This window comes from Pseudomonas sp. ASL8 (assembly GCF_056680355.1).
This window is the reverse complement of record NZ_CM155278.1, coordinates 562404-580407: the sequence shown is the minus strand read 5'-3', so window position 1 is coordinate 580407 and position 18004 is coordinate 562404. Positions and strand designations below refer to the sequence as shown.

The window sequence follows — 18004 nt, the reverse complement described above, 5'->3', positions numbered from 1 at the left end:
GCTTTCCATCAGTTTAATGGCGCTGAGCGAGGTGCTGCTATCCTCTCCATTGCTGCCGCGGCGGGTGTATGGCTTTTATCTTGAGTCGAGTTATATTCGCTCATTGCACTGGTTAACGTGTGTACGAATCTTGAGCGAGACTCGACTAATCTCTCGATGGCTGCGGGTGCGGAGCTATCGATGATTTTCTGAAAATTTGAAACAGTTTGAATTGAATTGATGCTGGATTCAATGGGCATAATGCCTCCTGGTTTTTTAGTGTTAGGAGAGCAATAAAGATGCCAATTTTTATTTGAGGACGAGCGGCGCGGAGGATGAGTCAACTGTTGCAGCTATTCTGCGCGCTGGAATAGTTGTCCTACAGAAAGTTCCTACAAGTGGTTATTTGTAGGACGTGGGCAAGGGGTTGCCCCCTATCGGCAAGGGGTTGCCTTCCGGTTAATCGCCTCTGTTCGGACACCAAATAGTGCCTTGGTTGTTTTCATTTTTTTACGGGGTAAACATGTTCATCCTTTTTACAGGATGAACATGCTCTGGTTAATGCCGCAATGACTTTCCGTCAGGGAAATGCACGGTGCTATTAAGCCAGGGTATGAATGATTTCAGTAATGATGCGGCTCAGGGTTTCAGCGTCAGGCCCTTCCACGCGGTGTTCATCGGCGAATGAGTAAGCTACCGAAAACAGACCTGCGTTTACATAGGAGTACGTAGGCAGATCTTTTTCGAGGGTTTTATCTACGGTTTCTTCGGTCAGTGAAATGGAAGCAATGACCAGGCGTTCGGTCATGTTGTTGACGCCGTTGAAATAGACGGCGTCCGGGTTCAGGTTCCAGCTTTCCAACGCAGCATTCAGCAGGTTGCGCGCTTTTTCACGAATGATTTCAGTGCTCATGGTGATCTTCCTTTATCTAGCGTCCCCGCCGTTGAGCATCATGCTCATCGTGGTATGCAGAGGGACAGGTTGTTTGGAAGAGCCATTAGAAAGGATCAGGCGGGGTGACAGCACATACATAGTTATGGCAGTGAAATTCATCGGGCGTTAGTGCGTGCTTTAGATAACAGCCGGTGCGTGGCGGGAGCAAAAAACCGGCTGTTATCGGCGAGCTTTAAAGCGTGTTACCGGGCGTTGCCTCTGCTCCGCGCTCACGCACCCAGAACAACGTTGCCCCGGCCACGGCGGCGGGCATCATCAAAATGTTGACCACCGGAATCAGCAACGCCAGGTAGACGATGCCGCCGAAGCTCAGGCTCTGCCAGCGTTTGGCGCGCAGCCAGGCGAGCATTTCGTTCCAGCCCATTTTATGGTTATCCGCGGGGTAGTCGATGTACTGAATGGCCATCATCCAGACGCCGAACAACAGCCACAGTGGCGCAGCGACCAGATTGACCACCGGGATGAAGGACAGGATCAGCAGGCCGATCGCGCGGGGCAGGAAGTAGCCAAGCTTGCGCATCTCCCGGCTGAAGGTGCGCGGGACTATGGCGACCAGTTCGCCCCAACTGAAGGTCGGGAAGTCATCGGTGCCGCGTAGCACCACTTCGACTTTTTCCGCGAGAAAGCCGTTGAACGGCGCGGCAATGATGTTGGCGATCATGGTGAAGGTGAAGAACACCATCAGCAGCACCAGCACCACGAACAATGGCCAAAGGATGTAATTGAGAAAGCTCAACCAGACTGGCAGGGTTGGCATGAAGGTGTCGACCCACATGCCGAACTGATGCATGGCCAGGTAAATCAGGCCGCCGAATAGCACCAGGTTGATCGCCAGCGGCAGCAGAACGAACAGGCGCAAGCCGGGGCTCAGGACCAGTTTCAGGCCTTCACGCAGGTATTGCGGACCAGAAAGAACAGGGGCAGGCATGGCAGGCTCCGAACGGTGGGAAACGCGCCGACCTTACCGGCTTTGCAGGGCGTACGAAAGTGCGGACATTCGCGGTAACAAACCCGACGGCGTAAAGTCTATGGTCAAGCGTTGATACAAAGGTTATCTGGATAGACCCTGCCTATGAGGTGGATTGTGAAACGATATTTCCTTAATCTTCGCGACCTCGATAAGCTTCTCGGCAACTTATCAATCTCTTCCTGAAATTTTAATCTCCAAGGAGTCATCATGAGCGTACTGGTAAACAAGCAGGCCCCGGATTTCGACGCAGCAGCAGTTTTGGGTGACGGTTCCATCGTCGACAGCTTCAAGCTGTCCTCCCTGCGTGGCAAATACGTGGTTCTGTTTTTCTGGCCTCTGGATTTCACCTTCGTTTGCCCGTCTGAAATCATCGCCCACAATAACCGCATCGCGAAATTCCGTGAGCTGGGTGTTGAAGTGGTCGGCGTTTCCATCGACTCGCAATTCACTCACCACGCATGGCGCAGCACCCCTGTTGAAAAAGGCGGTATCGGTGAAGTCGAATTCACCATGGTGGCTGACGTCAAACACGAAATCACTCGCGCTTACGGCATCGAGCACGAAGCTGGCGTCGCTCTGCGCGCTTCGTTCCTGATCGACAAGGAAGGTGTGGTTCAGCATCAGGTCGTTAACAACCTGCCACTGGGTCGCGATGTCGACGACATGGTCCGTTTGGTTGAAGCTCTGCAGTTCACCGAAGAGAACGGCGAAGTCTGCCCAGCCGGCTGGCGCCCAGGTCAAAAAGGCATGAAGGCTGACGCCAAGGGCGTTGCCGATTACCTGGCCGAAAACGCTAAAAACTTGTAATACCCCGGCTGCGGCTCCGGCCGCAGCCTCATATTTTCAGGACTGCCGTGTTGTAAGCCTTCCCCAAGTGCTTGTGCGGTCCTTTTTTATTCCAGCCGGTACACCGGCGTTCCGACCACGCGTAACGATGGCCGGTCAATAGGAGTGTGTCATGTCTGATGTACGTCATTCCCGAGTGATTATTCTCGGCTCCGGTCCTGCCGGTTACAGCGCAGCGGTCTACGCGGCACGTGCCAACCTCAAGCCTCTGTTGATTACCGGCATGCAGGCAGGTGGTCAATTGACCACCACCACTGAAGTCGATAACTGGCCTGGTGATCCCCACGGCCTGACCGGCCCGGTGTTGATGGAGCGGATGAAGGAACACGCCGAGCGTTTCGAAACCGAAGTGGTGTTTGACCACATCAATGCGGTGGACCTGGCTGGCAAGCCGTTCAGTCTCAAAGGCGACAACGCGACGTACACCTGTGACGCCTTGATCATCGCGACCGGTGCCAGCGCTCGTTATCTGGGCCTGCCATCAGAAGAAACTTTCATGGGCAAAGGCGTATCCGCCTGCGCGACCTGCGATGGTTTCTTCTATCGCAACCGCGAAGTCGCAGTCGTCGGTGGTGGTAACACTGCCGTGGAAGAGGCGCTGTACCTGGCTAACATCGCCAGCAAAGTGACCTTGGTCCACCGTCGCGAAACGTTCCGCGCCGAGAAGATCCTGATCGACAAGCTGCATGCCCGCGTTGCCGAAGGCAAGATCGTGCTCAAGCTCAACGCGACCCTGGAAGAAGTGCTGGGCGATAACATGGGCGTGACCGGTGCTCGCCTGAGAAATAATGACGGCAGCGCTGACGAGCTGAAAGTCGATGGCGTGTTCATCGCTATCGGCCACACGCCGAACACGTCGCTGTTCGAAGGCCAACTGACCTTGAAAGACGGCTACATGGTGGTTCAGGGCGGCCGTGAAGGTAATGCGACTGCGACCAATGTCGACGGTGTTTTCGCGGCGGGCGATGTGGCTGACCACATCTATCGTCAGGCGATTACCTCGGCGGGTGCGGGTTGCATGGCGGCACTGGACGTCGAGCGTTACCTCGATGGTCTGAAGGATGCTGCGCTGTAAAAGCCTGCTTGCAGTTGCAAAAAAAACCGGCCTCGCAGACTGTGTGAAAACGCAGTTTCCCGAGGCTAAAGGAAACGCCCCGACTTGTCGGGGCGTTTCCTTTTATATCGTCAGCAGGCGAAAAAGCCTTTTCAGGCCATCAGTTCCATCATCCGGCGTGCACCCAGCACGCTAACGGCTCTTTTCAGGTTGTAAGCGTTCACGGCCAGTGCCATTTCCGCTCGCGCGCCCTCCAACTGGCGCAACAGGAAGCGGCCATTACCAAACAACCACTGTTTCAGATTTCCGAAGGGGTGCTCAATGATGGATCTTCGGCTAATCATCATTTCCGGATGCGCGAGCATCCTTTTTTCCATTCGTTCGAACGCCTCTTCATGGGCATGCCGCATGACATGGCGGCGTTGCGCCTTGGTGCATCGGGATTTTAACGGGCAGACCGCGCAATCACTGATGGCTGCCTGGTAGATGCGGTCGCCCTTGTTCAACTGTTTGAGCGTTAGCCATTTGCCCGCAGGGCATTGATAGCGGTCTTGCGTGGCATCGTAGGCAAAATCATCGCGTGCGAAGAACTCCTGATCACATGGGTTGAGCGAGCGCTGAACCGGCACATAACTGGTAATCGAAGCATCCTCGCAAGCCTGGAACTGCTTGCCGTTGGAGTAGCCGGCATCAGCGGTAACCGTTAATTCTTCCTGCTGTAGTTGCTCTTTGGCGGCTTTGGCCATCGGCTCCAACTGCTTGCGGTCATCACTGTCCTGAGTGACCTCGTGATGCAAAATCAGGCAATGCTCGGCGTCCACAGCCGTCTGTATGTTGTAGGCGACGCGAGCGCCTTTTGGCGTGCGCATCATTCGGGCATCGCTTTCGTGTGTGTTGAACTGCTCCACGCCAAGGGCATTCATCAGTACCTGGCAGCTCTGATTGTCCTGCTTGCGAACTTCAAGCTTCGCCAGCGCGGTCTTGACCGCACTGCGATCAATCACTTCAGAAACGTCGGCTTTATCGGCTTCATCCAGTTCTGCCAGATACTGGGCAATGCGTTTATCCAACTTCTCCTCTTGGCGCTTGAGCTGCTTTAGATTCAGATGCCGCCGTGCAGAAGCAACCGCCTGGAACTTGCTGCCGTCGATGGCGACCAGTTCTCCTGCAATCAGACCAGCCGTTCGACAAAACCGAACGAAGGCACGGCACGTCGCCACGAAGGCAGGTTTGTTGTCTTTTCGGAAGTCGGCGATAGTCTTGAAGTCGGGCTTGAGCCGATTGATTAGCCACATGACTTCGATATTGCGCTGGCACTCGGCTTCGAGTCGGCGCGATGAGCGGATCCGCTGGAAGTAGCCGTAGAGATAGAGCTTGAGCTGATCGGCAGGATCATAAGACGGGCGACCGGTGCCTTTAGGTCGCGCTTTATCAAACCCCAGCTGTATGAGATCCAGCTTGCTCACGTACAGGTCGATGACCCGGACAAGGTGATCCGCAGGAATCAATTCCTCCAGCGAGACCGGAAACAAGCTGGTCTGGCTGCGCGACTCGCCTTGAATGTAGGCCATAACGAAAAATGCCCCGTATCTTTCGGTACGGAGCATTTTCGTTGAGCCTTGTGCAGATTGCTAGGTTTTCACACAGTCTGCTCGGCCGGTTTTTTCACGTTCAGACTTTACGTTTCAGCGGCTCGGCTGCGAAGGTCACCCCGGCCAGGCCGTGAGCGATCAGCGCGCGGATGTTGCCGTGATCATTGCCATCTGGGGTGGCCTGCACCGAGCGATAGTGTTCGCCAAATGCGAGCAGGGCTTCTTCATCGCTCAGCCCCTCAAGCACGGCCAGGCCCAGTGTCTTGCAGGAACCTTCGTTCTGCCCGGCGGCGTTTTCCACGCCACCGTTGCTGAACGCCTGTGGCTGGTAGTCGTAGCCGGCAGAGATGAATGCCAGGGTGTCGGCGAAAGCGTGTTGGCCGCTACGAAGGCTGGCGCGCAGGGTGTTCAGATCAGTCATGCTTTTTTTCCTTGGCGAACGCGGCTTTCTGCTCGGCGTTGGCTTCTTGCTGGTAGTGGGTTTTCCACTCGCTGTAAGGCATGCCGTAAACCACTTCGCGGGCCTGGTCGAGGCTGACGTCGATCTGTTTCTCATCGGCTGCGGCCTTGTACCACTTGGACAGGCAGTTGCGGCAGAAACCGGCAAGATTCATCAGGTCGATATTTTGGACGTCTTTGCGGCTGTCCAGGTGCGCGACCAGTCGGCGAAAGGCGGCGGCTTCGAGTTCGAGGCGTTCTTGCTCGGTCATGATGGGCTCTTTGCAGGCAGTTAATGGTTTGAATGATAAGAGGGGAAGACACCGGGTCCAAGCCATTCGCGAAGATATTCACAAGGGCTTCTGGTCAGACCCTTGTCAGCATTGAATCAACGCTGCCCAGCCAGGGTAATCGACACCGACTCGGCAAATCGCAGGGCGTGAGGTTTATCGACTTCGACTTCGGCGTACAGCACGGCTGCGTGGCTCATCACCAGGTCGAGCACTTCCTGGGTCAGACGTTCCAGCAGCGCAAAACGATTGCCTTCCACATGCTGGATGATGGCTTTGGTGATCGTGCGGTAGTTGAGGGCGTGATCGATGTCGTTGTCTCGCACAGCATCCTGGGCGGCATACAGAATCGTCAGGTTGATCAGCACGTCCTGCTTGTTGAGGATCTCGTCCTCATTGATGCCGATAAAGGTGCGCAGGCACAGGTCTTTGACCCGAATGCGGGCCGTTCCTGGTTCGAGTCTTGGCATGACTATTTGCTCCGTCCAATCAATTGCAGAAACTCCTGACGGGTCGTACTCGAGTCACGGAATGCACCGAGCATGACCGAGGTGATCATGGTCGAATTCTGCTTTTCAACGCCACGCATCATCATGCACATGTGTTGAGCTTCAATCACCACGGCGACGCCAGCGGCGCTGGTCACTTCGCGGATCGTATCGGCAATCTGCCGGGTGAGGTTTTCCTGAATCTGCAGGCGTCGGGCGAACATGTCGACGATGCGTGCAATCTTCGACAGCCCAAGGACCTTTCCCGTAGGGATGTAGGCGACGTGTGCTTTGCCGATGAAGGGCAGGAGGTGATGCTCGCACAGCGAGTACAACTCGATGTCCTTGACGATGACCATCTCATCGTTGTCGGAGGCGAACAGCGCGCCGTTGACGATGTCTTCAACGCTTTGCTCATAGCCATGACACAGGTATTGCATCGCTTTGGCGGCACGTTTGGGCGTATCGAGCAGGCCTTCGCGGTCGGGGTCTTCACCCAGGCCCACGAGGATCTCGCGGTAATGCTGTGGCAGCGATAAGGTCATCAAGGAATCCTCGCGGGGCGACTTATTTAAGGTGCCGACCGCCGTTTACAGTCAAGGTTGTGCCGGTAACGTAGGGGTTGTCCAGCAGATAGCGCAGGCTCTGGTAGATCACCTCGGCACCGGGTTCTATGCCCATGGCGGACTTGGCCAGGGTCTTGGTGCGGTACGCCGCGTCGTCGTCGGGTTGAAACATCAACAGCGCTGGCGCGATGCTATTGACCTTGATCCGGGGCGCGAACTTGGCCGCAAATGACAAGGTCAGGCTTTCAAGCCCTGCTTTGCTGGCGCAGTAGGCGATGTGCTTGCTGCTGCCTTTACGGGTGACGTCATCGCTGATGTGAACGATGTCGGCCACAGGCGAACGGTGCAGTAATGGGGCGCAGTGCAGGTTGATCAAATAGGGCGCCAACATGTGCACGTTGAACATCTGAGTAAAGGCCGCGGCCTCACTGCCTGGCGTTTCGGCCAGCCATTGGGAGGCATTATGGACAATTGCCCGCAGGCTGTCGGTGTGGTTTCCGAGTTCATCGATGAACGCCAGGATGCTCGCTTCAGATGAGAAATCGGCATGGATCGCCAGCGCACCCAGGTCACGTAATTGCTGCACGCCCGGGCGGTCGCTACGGTAACTGACGATCACCGAATGACCGTCTGCCAACAGGCGTTTTGCGCAATCCAGCCCGATACGCTGGCTGGCGCCTGTGATCAGAATAGGGGCAGAAGGAAAAACCATGGGGCAACTCGCGCAACACAGTGAGGGTTGAAGCCGGGGCCCTGAGTGATCGGCATGCGGCCCGAGCCAGCGAAACCATTAGCTGGCTATTATTTGCAGCAAAGTTATACCAATGGCCCTCACTGAACAACCCGCACCGCGCTGCGCGAGTTGTTGAACCTCGCGCCTGGCTAGTGGCTGGGTGACGATTCTGACGCGCGGATTGGCGCTCGAGGTGCGCTGTGCAGCCAGGGTGACAGCAGGTGGGTGGACAGTGGAATGAACAGGAAAACCATCAGCGGTGTGAGGGCTAATGTGCTGACCAGCACCCGAGGCAGCAAACTCAACTCATTGAGCAGGGGAGCCAGCAAGAAGTTGAATATCAGCGATACCGGGAAGAACGCGAGCCAGATGGCCACGGCTTGTTTCCAGCGCGGCGGACGCTGACCGGCGGCACCAAACCAGCCGTCGATGCCTCTGACCCGGTGTTCCGAAGGTTGTGCAAACAAGCCGCTGCCGCGCACCAGCCAAGTGCTTCGTGACGCGGAATGCTCCCATGCGTGCATTGTGAATTCGTCGGCGAAGCGAAAGATGATCTGGAATTCATCGTCACCAGGGGGCGGCGCTAAAACGCCGGAGCCCAGATATCCGGGGAAGTCGGTGGCAAGTTGCTCACCTTCACGCAGCCAGGCGATGAGTTCGTGGTAGCGGCCATGGGCGACGCGGCGGGCGACCATCAGGGTGACGGGTGAGGTAGACATCGTGCATCTCCGTAAGACGAGTGAGTTTCCCGGGTAGGGAATTCACATAACGCAGCGCCGGGGTGGTGGGCTGCGTTTAAAAGGCAAGCAAGGATTATTCCCGATTCCCGCAAATAAGCCAGAGGCTGTCGTCGTCCGCGTTGTTTCTAGGGGCGACCTTGAGGGTACAATGCGGCCACTGTTCTCAAGCGATGCCTGTCATGACCGAACCTGTTATTGGCCCTGCTCTGGGCAGCGGCCTCAAACAAGAAGAGTTGTTCCCCATTCGCGAAGTCTCGCGTATTACCGGGATCAATCCGGTCACGCTGCGCGCCTGGGAGCGGCGCTACGGGCTGATTCAGCCGACCCGCACCGACAGCGGCCACCGTCTGTATTCCCAGGCCGACATCGATGAGGTGCGGAGCATTCTTGGCTGGATCGAGCGCGGTGTGGCCGTCAGCAAGGTCGGGAAGATTCTTGCCAAGGCCAGCATCGTCAGGACCCAGTCCAATCCGCTTCCAGATGAGGGATTGCTGGGTGAGTGGGGTGAATGGCAGGCACAACTGCGTCGCACCATCAGCGCCTTCGATGAGCGCGGTCTGGAGCAGTTATATGGCCAGATATTTGCCAGTTACCCGTTGACCGTGGTGTTCCAGGATATTTTGATGCCGTTGTGGCAGGAGTTTCTGCTGCATCAGGATCAATTTGGCCAAGCCAGCGAATGGTTGTTTCTCGACAGCTTTTTGCGTGCGCGAACGCTGCAACGCTTGCAGATGCTGCGCGGTACGACGGAGTTGAAGGTCGTACTGGCGGCTATTCCGGGTCAATGTCGCGAATTGGAGCTGTGGGTGGCGGGGTTGATGCTGGGCACGACGGATACGTCGATCAGTGTCTTGGCGCTCGGTCAGCCACTGGAGGAGTTGAGCCTGGTCTGTGAGAAAATTCAGCCTCAGGCCTTGGTGCTGTTTTCAAATCATCCACCTGCGGCTGATCTGCCTCGGCGCCTGAAGCGCCTGGCGCTGACCCTGGATTGCCCTGTTTTGTTGGCGGGGGAGGCATCGGATTTGGCGCAAGAAAGCCTCGATGGCTCACCCATCGCGTGTCTGGGAAGTGATGGGCGTTCCATGCAGCGACGTTTGCAGCAGTTTTTAGCGGGGCATCTGGACACGTAGAAAGTGTCGATGTGCCGTGGAGTTTCTTGACCAAGGGTGACGCTGTTCACGCGTTACTCAGTCGAGCGGAGCAGGGTGAACCAGTAGATGCTGTTGCAGGATGTACTGGCGCAGGCGCTCAGTGTCTTCTTTGTTTCGCTGGCTCAGACGGTACGCCGCAAGACCTTGCTCGGTCAGCCGTTCGAAGGTGCCGCGCAACGCAATGGGCGCGTAGCCCATCGGAGCAAACCACAGGGCGAAGTATTTTGGCGGTTTGGTCGCTTTGCGGTTCTCCAGCAAAATCCCCTTGAACGAGATTTCATGCACCCAGAGCGCACTCTGCGAACCTTTTTCGGTTTGCAGCGGGAGGGGTTCAGGCAGGCTCAGTCGCCATGGACGCACCTGAGGACCTTGTTCTTCATAAATACTGGGCGCGCCCAACTCCAGATGCATGGCATGGAATTCATCTTCCACCAGATGCAACGGAAAGGTCATTTGCTGGTTTTCGAACTGCGCCTGAATCGTCACCTGCTCGTGGGCAGCCAGACGGGTCAGCAACTCCTGAATCTGCACGCCACCATTGACGAGCAGGCCGCGCGACGCATCACGCACGTTCAGCTTCGGGTTGTGCTGCATGTTCTGAATGAAATCCAGCTCATCCTGAGTGAGTAGGGTATCGCGTTGCATGCTAAAGCTCGAAATATGCGGTTATTGGAAAACAGACAACTCATTCGGTGGTTTGTTAGCACCACGTGTCATTTTTTAAGTGATTCTATCTCGGCCCGTGCAAGCGCCAGCTCGGCTTCCAGTTCGACGACGCGCTGTTGTGCTTCGATCTGGGCGCTGACATTTTTTTGAATGCCGATGAAATAGGTTAGCTGATCAGCCTCATTGAATACCGGCGTGATCGATAACTCGTTCCAGAAGGCGCTGCCGTCCTTGCGATAGTTGCGCACCACCTGCCGGCATGGCTGGCCGCTGGCAATTGCCTGGCGAATCACCTCCAGCCCCGGTTGCTGCCGGTCATCGGCCTGCAGGAAACGGCAATCGCGATACAGAATTTCTTCCACCGCGTAGCCTGTCAGCGTTTCGAATGCCTTGTTCGCGTAAATCAGGATGTTGTCATCACCTTCCTGCTCAGCGACCACAATGCCGTCATTCGAGGCGTTGATTACCAGCTGCAACAGTTTTGCATTGATCATGGAAAGCTTCCGTTGCGAATTGCCAAGCCAGCATTCTAAGACATCGCGCTGCGTTGGGGCATAATGTCCGACGTTTTTACTGCGTTACAGGGTCTATTTATGAAAGTGGTCATCCTTTCCGGGTCGGTCTATGGCTCTGCCGAAGAAGTCGCCCGGCATGCCGAGTCAATCATTCGTGCCGCTGGCCACGAGGTTCGACACAATCCCCGTGTCACCTTGGCAGAGTTGCAAGCGTTCGCGCCCGAGGCATTTCTGGTGGTGACCTCGACCACGGGGCTGGGCGAATTGCCTGATAACTTCCAGGCGCTCTATTCGCAGATTCGTGATCTGTTGCCTGCGGCCTGGCGTGGCTTGCCCGGCGGAGTGATTGGCCTGGGCGACGCCAGCTATGGCGATACGTTCTGCGGCGGTGGCGAGCAGGTGCGTGAGCTGTTTGCCGAGCTGGGGATTCGTGAAGTGCAACCCATGTTGCGCCTGGATGCCAGCGAGACCGTTACGCCTGAATCCGATGCAGAACCTTGGCTGGCGGAGTTTATTCTTCACCTAAATGCCTGAGTCGGTTGTGCGCGCACACCCGCGCGCCCTGACATGACTCGCTCGGCCAGTAAGCTGGCTGCCAATGCAACTACCGGGATGCTCAGGCCTGACTAGACTGATCGAGATGGGAACCTAATCGCGATTATTATAAAAAAGCCGAGGTAAGCACCGTGAACGTTGCCCAAGTTTTGCCTTCCCGAAGCGTGAAGGATCAAGTCAGTGCCGCCGAATGGCAGGCGCGGGTAGATCTCGCGGCCTGCTATCGGTTGGTTGCGATGCACGGTTGGGACGACCTGATTTTTACCCACATCTCGGCCAAGGTTCCTGGCACCGAAGATTTTCTGATCAACCCGTTCGGCCTGATGTTTCACGAAATCACGGCATCGAGTCTGGTCAAAATCGATCAGGCCGGTAACAAATTGATGGACAGCCCTTACGAGATCAACCCGGCCGGCTACACCATTCACAGCGCGGTGCATGAAGTTCGGCATGATGTGGCTTGCGTGCTGCATACCCATACCGCGGCAGGGGTTGCGGTGTCTGCGCAAAAGCAGGGGATTCTGCCGATCAGTCAGCAATCGATTTTCGTTCTGTCGAGCCTGGCTTATCACCCCTATGAAGGCGTCGCCCTGAATCATGAAGAAAAAGCGCGGCTGCAAGCTGATCTGGGCGATAGCAGCTTCTTGATGCTCAACAATCATGGGCTGTTGACGTGCTCCAGCAGCATTGCCGATGCCTTCCTGATGATGTTCACCTTCCAGCGTGCCTGTGAAATCCAGGTGCTGGCGCAAACGGGTGGTGCCGAGCTGATTCCTATCGGCGGGCAGATCCTGGCTGGCGCGAGAGCGATGATTGCCGGGGTGACTAAAAGCACCCAGGGCATGGGCGGGGCATTGGCCTGGCCGGCGTTGCTGCGCAAACTCGATAAACAAGACCCGAGCTACAAAGAATAATGCCGCTGGCAGAGATCCCTTTGTCCGTCTGGCGTACCCGTGGACAAAGCTTTTTGTTCCGGGGCCAGACCATTCGCTACTGGGTCGCGGGGCAGGGCGAGCCATTGTTGTTGATTCATGGCTTCCCCACCGCCAGTTGGGATTGGCATTACCTGTGGCAACCCTTGACTCAGCGTTATCGGGTGATTGCCTGCGACATGCTCGGTTTCGGCGATTCGTCCAAGCCGCAGGACCATGATTACCGCCTGCTGGAACAGGCCGACCTGCAGCAGGCGCTGCTCGAGCACCTGCGCGTAGAGCAAGCGGTGCATGTGTTGGCACATGACTACGGTGACAGCGTCGCCCAGGAATTGCTGGCCCGGCATTATGAAGGGACGTTCGCCATGGCCAGTTGCGTGTTCCTCAATGGCGGGCTGTTCCCGGAGACCCATCGCAAACTGCTGGTCCAGAAACTGCTGCTCAGCCCACTGGGCTGGCTGGTGGGGCGGATGTTCAGCCGGGAACATCTGGTTAAAAGTTTTACGAAGATATTTGGCCCAGACACGCGGCCCAGTGAAAGTGAGCTGGATGATTTCTGGAGCCTGATCGAAACCAACCAGGGACCGCGGATCATCCATCGTTTGATCAACTACATTCCCGAGCGGATTGTGCAGCGTGATCGCTGGTTGGCCGCCATGCGGCGCGGCGATGTTCCGATGCGAGTGATCGACGGTGCGGTCGACCCGATCTCCGGTGCGCACATGGTCGAGCGCTACCGCGAATTGATCCCCAATGCCGACACTGTGCTGTTACAGGGTATCGGTCATTACCCGCAAACCGAGGCGCCAGTGCTGGTCCTGGAGCATTACCTCGGCTTCCGGACCGCACTAGACGTCCAGAACCGGGTATTGGCTTATTCCTGAACGCCGCTAATCAGGCTCAACCCTCATCCTGCTACCTTATTGCGCACTATTCAGCACTGAGCGTATTGATTGTGACTGTGGGTCGAGTGTTCGACACTCAAGCCATTGTCCACCTTTGCTGGAGCTGTCCATGAGTGAGCCTGTGCGTTTTGAAGATAAGGTCGTCATCGTTACGGGTGCCGGCGGTGGCTTGGGTCGTGCCCATGCGTTGCTGTTCGCCAAACATGGTGCCCGCGTAGTGGTCAACGATTTGGGGGGCTCGGCGCATGGTGAGGGCGCCAACGCGTCGGCGGCAGATCGTGTAGTCGCCGAGATTCGCGAGGCGGGCGGCACTGCGGTTGCCAACCATGACTCGGTCACTGACGGCGCCAAAATCGTACAAAACGCACTGGATGCATTCGGTCGCATTGATGTTGTGGTCAACAACGCCGGCATCCTGCGTGACAAGACCTTCGCCAAAATGGAAGACCCCGATTGGGACCTGGTGTATCGCGTGCATGTCGAAGGCGCCTACAAGGTGACCCATGCTGCCTGGCCGCACATGCGTGAGCAGAACTACGGGCGTGTGATTTTCACCTCATCGACCTCCGGCATCTACGGTAACTTCGGTCAGTCCAACTACGGCATGGCCAAGCTTGGCCTTTATGGCCTGACCCGCACCTTGGCCCTTGAAGGGCGCAAGAACAACATCCTGGTCAATGCCATCGCCCCAACCGGCGGTACACGCATGACAGAAGGGTTGATTCCGGCCGGTGTGTTCGAATTGCTCAAGCCCGAACTGATCAGCCCGCTGGTGGTGTTTCTCGGCAGCGAACAGTGCCAAGAGAGCTCAGGCCTGTTCGAAGTCGGCGGCGGCTGGATAGGCAAGACCCGCTGGGAGCGCAGCGTCGGTGCCGGCTTCGACCCTCGTACCGGTTTTAGCCCGGAAGATGTCGCCGCTAGCTGGCAGAACATCTGTGACTTCGAAGGTGCAGCACACCCAAAAGACACGATCGAAGCCCTGCAAGAGATGATGAAAAACCTGCAAAAGTATAGCGCTTGATAATAGTGGCTTCATATTGAACTCGGTCGATCAGGGCATACCTGATCGGCCGAGTTTTTTTGTAGGCTTATTCTTACTTTGTATGTAGGAATGATCTCTAAATCTATTTTTGATGCTGTTTTAGGTCGGACGCATATCAAGATTTTCTAACGACTCCCGATACGACGTTAATAGCTATGTCGATTTTGGAGGCCTGCATGATTGAAAATTTTGGTCTGATCAAAGACCGAATAAGCGCCTATACCTATGTGCCTGACAGGCAGTTCAGAACGTCCTCCGGTCGTTCCGTCGAGGAAGTGACTACGCTGAAAACTGCCATGACTGTTATCTTGGCCTTGCAGGAACGTGCACAGTTTTCTCGCACGCCATCGTTGATTGATACCCGGGTCTGAATAGCGTGGGCACGGAAGGCTAAACCAGGCCTGAGCCGTGACCCATGATCGTGCGGCTCAGGCAACCTTATGAGTAAATTGTTCAAGTAGCACTCGAATTCCGACTGGGCGACTTAAGGTTAATCACACTTTCTTGTCCGTCTGTATCTGAAATAAACGTAGGGCTTTTCCGTTCCGATGAAGTTTCTCTGTTTTTTGTACGACATTTCTTGTTGTTAAGTAGGCGGTGGATGGAATTCAATCACGCCTTGTTTGAACTATAAAGTTGTCGAGCCGTTTCCCGATATGCCCAATGATCTGTCTATTTATTGAGTCGGGAGAAAGCCATGTCAACATTTCGTATCTGGGGCGACCTGCCTGCCGTTCTTATTCGGCAGCCGCCAGAAAGTACAGTGCCCAAAGCGTCCGCCACTGCGCTTACCCATAGCATCCTGCTGGAAATCGGCGAAAATCCAATCGCGCTTGATGCAGAATTTATGGACACACTGAAGTTGAAACCGTTGCTCAAGGGCTTCAACCCTGAAGAGATCACACCCAATGAGCTCAGTCAGTTAGGTGGGCAGCTTTATAAGTTTGGCCTTATCGATAATCACACGGCCGAGCTCATGGATAAAGCCGGCACCGAGTTTGATAGAGACGGACTGCCAATGAACCCGGATGTGAAGATCAATGCGCTGGATTTTTTCGCGGGCAGGATATCGGCCATGAAGGACAACTCATTGCGCGGTGATCCCTATGCAACGATGTTGCTCCCCGATTATATCCGGGCGGTTCATGTCATGCAGAACCTGCACACCTACGCGACCACGGGCGATAGCTACGCCAGCCAGCGCGCGAAAGAGCGGGAGCAAAGTGCGGGTGGACAATCGGCGGGGTGATGGCGCAGGTCTGTGATTGCTGAATGACAGGCAAAAAAAAGCCGCTGTTTAAACAGCGGCTAAACAAGACGTTAGATCCAGGAGCTTTCAAACCAACGTCGATAAACCTGGGGGCGAATCAGTCCGTAGAAGCTCATGTTTGAGCCACTGCCGGTACACAGTAAGTAATCAAGTCACTTGAATGAAACACCGGCGTTTTAATGGTTCTGGCCGGTTGCTGTGAAAGCCCGGCAAGAATAAAGAATTCAGGCCCAATGAAACATAGCGGTTTGCGACATTGACTGTTACATACCCGGCAATAGTCGGGTGGTTCCGGTTGCCGTCCGCAAAACCTCGCCAGGATTTTCAGAGCCCGGAAGCTCAATCCATGTCCCTCATCATGGATCATCCATGCCATCGATGATGGCGCGCAAAGCCGTGCCAGACGGGGGATTCACTCTTTAGAGGTACAACGAGAATACCTCCTTGGTGCGCTTATCCCTCCTGATGGCTGTGGGTAGGGTGATTTCTTCTGCAACCACCAGGGGGAAGACGCATGACAACAACAATAATGCGCGCCATCTTCAAGCCACAGACGCTGGCCATCGCCGTGGCGCTGGGCTGCACGGCTCAGGCGCATGCCGTTTCATTCAATATTGGAGAAGTCGAAGGGCAATTCGATTCCTCGCTGTCGTTCGGCGCGAGTTGGGGCCTGCGTAACGCGGACCCGAGTCTGGTCGGTACGGTGAATGGCGGCAAAGGGCAATCGTCTACCGGTGATGACAACCGGTTGAACTTCAGGAAGGGCGACGTCTTCTCGGAGATCTTCAAAGGTGTCCATGACCTGCAACTCAAATACGGCGATTCGGGTGTGTTTCTGCGGGGCAAGTATTGGTATGACTTCGAACTCAAGGACGGGCATCAGGACTTCAAGGACGTCAGCGATAACGGGCGCAAAGAGGCGGCCAAGTCGGCAGGTTATCAACTGCTGGATGCCTTCGTTTACCACAGCTACGCGATTGCCGACATGCCAGGCACCGTGCGTGCGGGCAAGCAGGTGGTCAGTTGGGGGGAAAGCACCTTCATCGGTAACTCGATCAACAGCATCAACCCTATCGACGTGTCAGCATTCCGCCGCCCGGGCGCCGAGATCAAGGAGGGGCTGATCCCGGTCAACATGCTTTTCGCTTCCCAAGGGTTGACCGACAAGCTCAGCGTCGAGGCGTTCTACCAGTTGGAATGGGATGAGACGGTCGTCGACAATTGCGGGACTTTCTTCGGTAGCGACGTGGTCGCCGAAGGTTGCAACAATAATTACACCGTGGGCAGTCCGGCGATCAAACCTTTACAGCCGATTGCCGCGGCCTTCGGTCAAGGCTTCGACGTCACACCTGAGGGCGTGGTCGTCCGACGCGCGGGTAACCGTTACGCACGTGACTCCGGGCAATGGGGTACGGCTTTGCGCTGGTTGGGTGACGACACGGAGTACGGCCTGTACTTCATGAATTACCACAGTCGCTCACCTGTCTTGAGCACCAAGACTGCCGGTCTGGCGACGTTGGGTGCGATCCCCAGCATCGTCGGCGCGGCCAACGCCGTGGCACCTGGCACTGGGTCAGGCCTGGCGCAGAGCACCATGCTTGGTAATGGCCAGTACTACCTTGAGTACCCGGAAGACATTCAGTTGTACGGTGCCAGTTTTGCCACCACCTTGCCCACCGGCACGGCCTGGAATGGGGAAATCAGCTACCGGCCCAATGCCCCGGTCCAGCTCAATACGACTGATCTGACCCTGGCGCTGCTCAACCCGATTGCTCGCGGGACCGCATCACCGATTGCATCGAGTCCTGGTGCGGATAACAAAGGTTACAGACGCAAAGAAATCACCCAGATCCAGTCCACGTTGACCCACTTCTTCGATCAGGTGCTCGGTGCTCAGCGACTGACCGTGGTTGGCGAGGCGGCAATCGTCCATGTGGGAGGGCTGGAACCCACCAGCGAGCTGCGTTATGGCCGTGACTCGGTCTACGGTGCCTATGGCTTTGGTGGCGATACCAGCGGTTTTGTCACATCGACGTCATGGGGTTATCGCGCTCGGGCGATTCTCGATTACGCCAACGTTTTTGCCGGGATCAACCTCAAGCCCAACCTGTCGTGGTCCCATGACGTGCACGGTTATGGCCCCAACGGCCTGTTTAACCAGGGCGCAAAAGCGGTCAGCTTCGGGGTCGATGCCGACTACCGCAACACCTACACCGCCAACCTGAGTTACACCGATTTCTTCGGTGGTGATTACAACACCCTGACGGATCGTGACTTCGTGGCGTTGAGCTTCGGCGTGAACTTCTGATCGGCTTGA

22 protein-coding genes are annotated in these 18004 nt (G+C 56.1%); 10 read left to right on the top strand and 12 right to left on the bottom strand.

The features are described from left to right. Positions 1-8: 8 nt before the first annotated feature. The 3 genes from AC1MEA_RS02710 to cysZ form a co-directional block, all read right to left on the bottom strand. Entirely contained in the window at positions 9-239 is a 231-nt protein-coding gene (locus tag AC1MEA_RS02710) for a hypothetical protein (protein ID WP_480916602.1), read from the bottom strand. A 341-nt stretch (positions 240-580) separates the two neighbouring features. Then, the gene (locus tag AC1MEA_RS02705) at positions 581-892 is read right to left on the bottom strand and encodes a hypothetical protein (RefSeq protein WP_480916601.1); all 312 of its coding nucleotides are present in this window, start codon (positions 890-892) and stop codon (positions 581-583) included. A 214-nt stretch (positions 893-1106) separates the two neighbouring features. Further along, a complete protein-coding gene (cysZ, locus tag AC1MEA_RS02700) occupies positions 1107-1862 on the bottom strand; it encodes a sulfate transporter CysZ (RefSeq protein WP_480916599.1) in 756 nt (251 codons plus the stop codon). Positions 1863-2111: 249 nt separating this feature from the next. Here cysZ and AC1MEA_RS02695 point away from each other — a divergent pair, with 249 nt between their 5' ends. Next, positions 2112-2711 carry a peroxiredoxin gene (locus AC1MEA_RS02695; protein WP_219063544.1) on the top strand — a complete coding sequence of 200 codons (600 nt, stop codon included), beginning with the start codon at positions 2112-2114 and terminating at the stop codon, positions 2709-2711. A 151-nt stretch (positions 2712-2862) separates the two neighbouring features. Next, a complete protein-coding gene (gene trxB / locus AC1MEA_RS02690) occupies positions 2863-3825 on the top strand; it encodes a thioredoxin-disulfide reductase (protein ID WP_219063545.1) in 963 nt (320 codons plus the stop codon). Positions 3826-3956: 131 nt separating this feature from the next. Here the strand turns inward: trxB and AC1MEA_RS02685 are convergent, their stop codons facing one another. From AC1MEA_RS02685 to AC1MEA_RS02655, 7 genes are all read right to left on the bottom strand, one after another. Beyond that, complete coding sequence (locus AC1MEA_RS02685; protein ID WP_480916315.1) at positions 3957-5375, bottom strand: IS1182 family transposase; 1419 nt, start codon at positions 5373-5375, stop codon at positions 3957-3959. Positions 5376-5475: 100 nt separating this feature from the next. Next, positions 5476-5817 carry a HopJ type III effector protein gene (locus AC1MEA_RS02680; RefSeq protein WP_480916597.1) on the bottom strand — a complete coding sequence of 114 codons (342 nt, stop codon included), beginning with the start codon at positions 5815-5817 and terminating at the stop codon, positions 5476-5478. Then, positions 5810-6106: a DUF1244 domain-containing protein gene (locus AC1MEA_RS02675; protein ID WP_219060866.1), complete on the bottom strand. Its 297-nt coding sequence runs from the start codon at positions 6104-6106 to the stop codon at positions 5810-5812. Before AC1MEA_RS02675 ends, AC1MEA_RS02680 begins: the two co-directional genes overlap by 8 nt. A gap of 116 nt (positions 6107-6222) precedes the next feature. After that, positions 6223-6594, bottom strand: a complete 372-nt coding sequence (gene folX / locus AC1MEA_RS02670) for a dihydroneopterin triphosphate 2'-epimerase (RefSeq protein ID WP_219060867.1) — start codon at positions 6592-6594, stop codon at positions 6223-6225. A gap of 2 nt (positions 6595-6596) precedes the next feature. After that, positions 6597-7157 (bottom strand): GTP cyclohydrolase I FolE, encoded by a 561-nt coding sequence (gene folE / locus AC1MEA_RS02665; RefSeq protein ID WP_219060868.1) that lies wholly within the window; start codon positions 7155-7157, stop codon positions 6597-6599. Positions 7158-7179: 22 nt separating this feature from the next. After that, on the bottom strand, positions 7180-7890 hold the full coding sequence (folM, locus tag AC1MEA_RS02660; RefSeq protein ID WP_219060869.1) for a dihydromonapterin reductase: 711 nt from the start codon (positions 7888-7890) through the stop codon (positions 7180-7182). Between the two features lie 170 nt (positions 7891-8060). Next, the gene (locus AC1MEA_RS02655) at positions 8061-8630 is read right to left on the bottom strand and encodes a putative antibiotic biosynthesis monooxygenase (protein ID WP_219060870.1); all 570 of its coding nucleotides are present in this window, start codon (positions 8628-8630) and stop codon (positions 8061-8063) included. 200 nt (positions 8631-8830) lie between these two features. Between AC1MEA_RS02655 and AC1MEA_RS02650 the strand changes: the two genes are divergently transcribed. Further along, complete coding sequence (locus AC1MEA_RS02650) at positions 8831-9781, top strand: MerR family transcriptional regulator (RefSeq protein WP_219060871.1); 951 nt, start codon at positions 8831-8833, stop codon at positions 9779-9781. A gap of 57 nt (positions 9782-9838) precedes the next feature. Here AC1MEA_RS02650 and AC1MEA_RS02645 read toward each other — a convergent pair whose 3' ends face one another. Both AC1MEA_RS02645 and AC1MEA_RS02640 read right to left on the bottom strand, forming a co-directional pair. Beyond that, the gene (locus AC1MEA_RS02645; RefSeq protein WP_449633091.1) at positions 9839-10447 is read right to left on the bottom strand and encodes a hypothetical protein; all 609 of its coding nucleotides are present in this window, start codon (positions 10445-10447) and stop codon (positions 9839-9841) included. Between the two features lie 68 nt (positions 10448-10515). Then, positions 10516-10962 (bottom strand): PAS domain-containing protein, encoded by a 447-nt coding sequence (locus AC1MEA_RS02640; protein WP_219060873.1) that lies wholly within the window; start codon positions 10960-10962, stop codon positions 10516-10518. Positions 10963-11061: 99 nt separating this feature from the next. On the opposite strand from AC1MEA_RS02640, the gene AC1MEA_RS02635 reads away from it, so the two are divergent. The 7 genes from AC1MEA_RS02635 (at position 11062) to AC1MEA_RS02605 (ending at position 17995) form a co-directional block, all read left to right on the top strand. After that, the gene (locus AC1MEA_RS02635; protein ID WP_480916594.1) at positions 11062-11517 is read left to right on the top strand and encodes a flavodoxin; all 456 of its coding nucleotides are present in this window, start codon (positions 11062-11064) and stop codon (positions 11515-11517) included. A gap of 170 nt (positions 11518-11687) precedes the next feature. Then, positions 11688-12452, top strand: a complete 765-nt coding sequence (locus AC1MEA_RS02630; RefSeq protein WP_374028613.1) for a class II aldolase/adducin family protein — start codon at positions 11688-11690, stop codon at positions 12450-12452. After that, positions 12452-13354, top strand: a complete 903-nt coding sequence (locus AC1MEA_RS02625) for an alpha/beta fold hydrolase (RefSeq protein ID WP_480916593.1) — start codon at positions 12452-12454, stop codon at positions 13352-13354. Before AC1MEA_RS02630 ends, AC1MEA_RS02625 begins: the two co-directional genes overlap by 1 nt. Positions 13355-13484: 130 nt before the next feature. Then, complete coding sequence (locus AC1MEA_RS02620; protein WP_219060877.1) at positions 13485-14396, top strand: SDR family oxidoreductase; 912 nt, start codon at positions 13485-13487, stop codon at positions 14394-14396. Between the two features lie 197 nt (positions 14397-14593). Then, complete coding sequence (locus AC1MEA_RS02615) at positions 14594-14788, top strand: hypothetical protein (RefSeq protein WP_480916591.1); 195 nt, start codon at positions 14594-14596, stop codon at positions 14786-14788. 326 nt (positions 14789-15114) lie between these two features. Next, positions 15115-15666, top strand: coding sequence for a hypothetical protein (locus tag AC1MEA_RS02610; protein ID WP_480916590.1), 552 nt, complete (start codon positions 15115-15117; stop codon positions 15664-15666). 535 nt (positions 15667-16201) lie between these two features. Beyond that, complete coding sequence (locus AC1MEA_RS02605) at positions 16202-17995, top strand: DUF1302 domain-containing protein (protein ID WP_219060879.1); 1794 nt, start codon at positions 16202-16204, stop codon at positions 17993-17995. Positions 17996-18004: the final 9 nt, after the last annotated feature.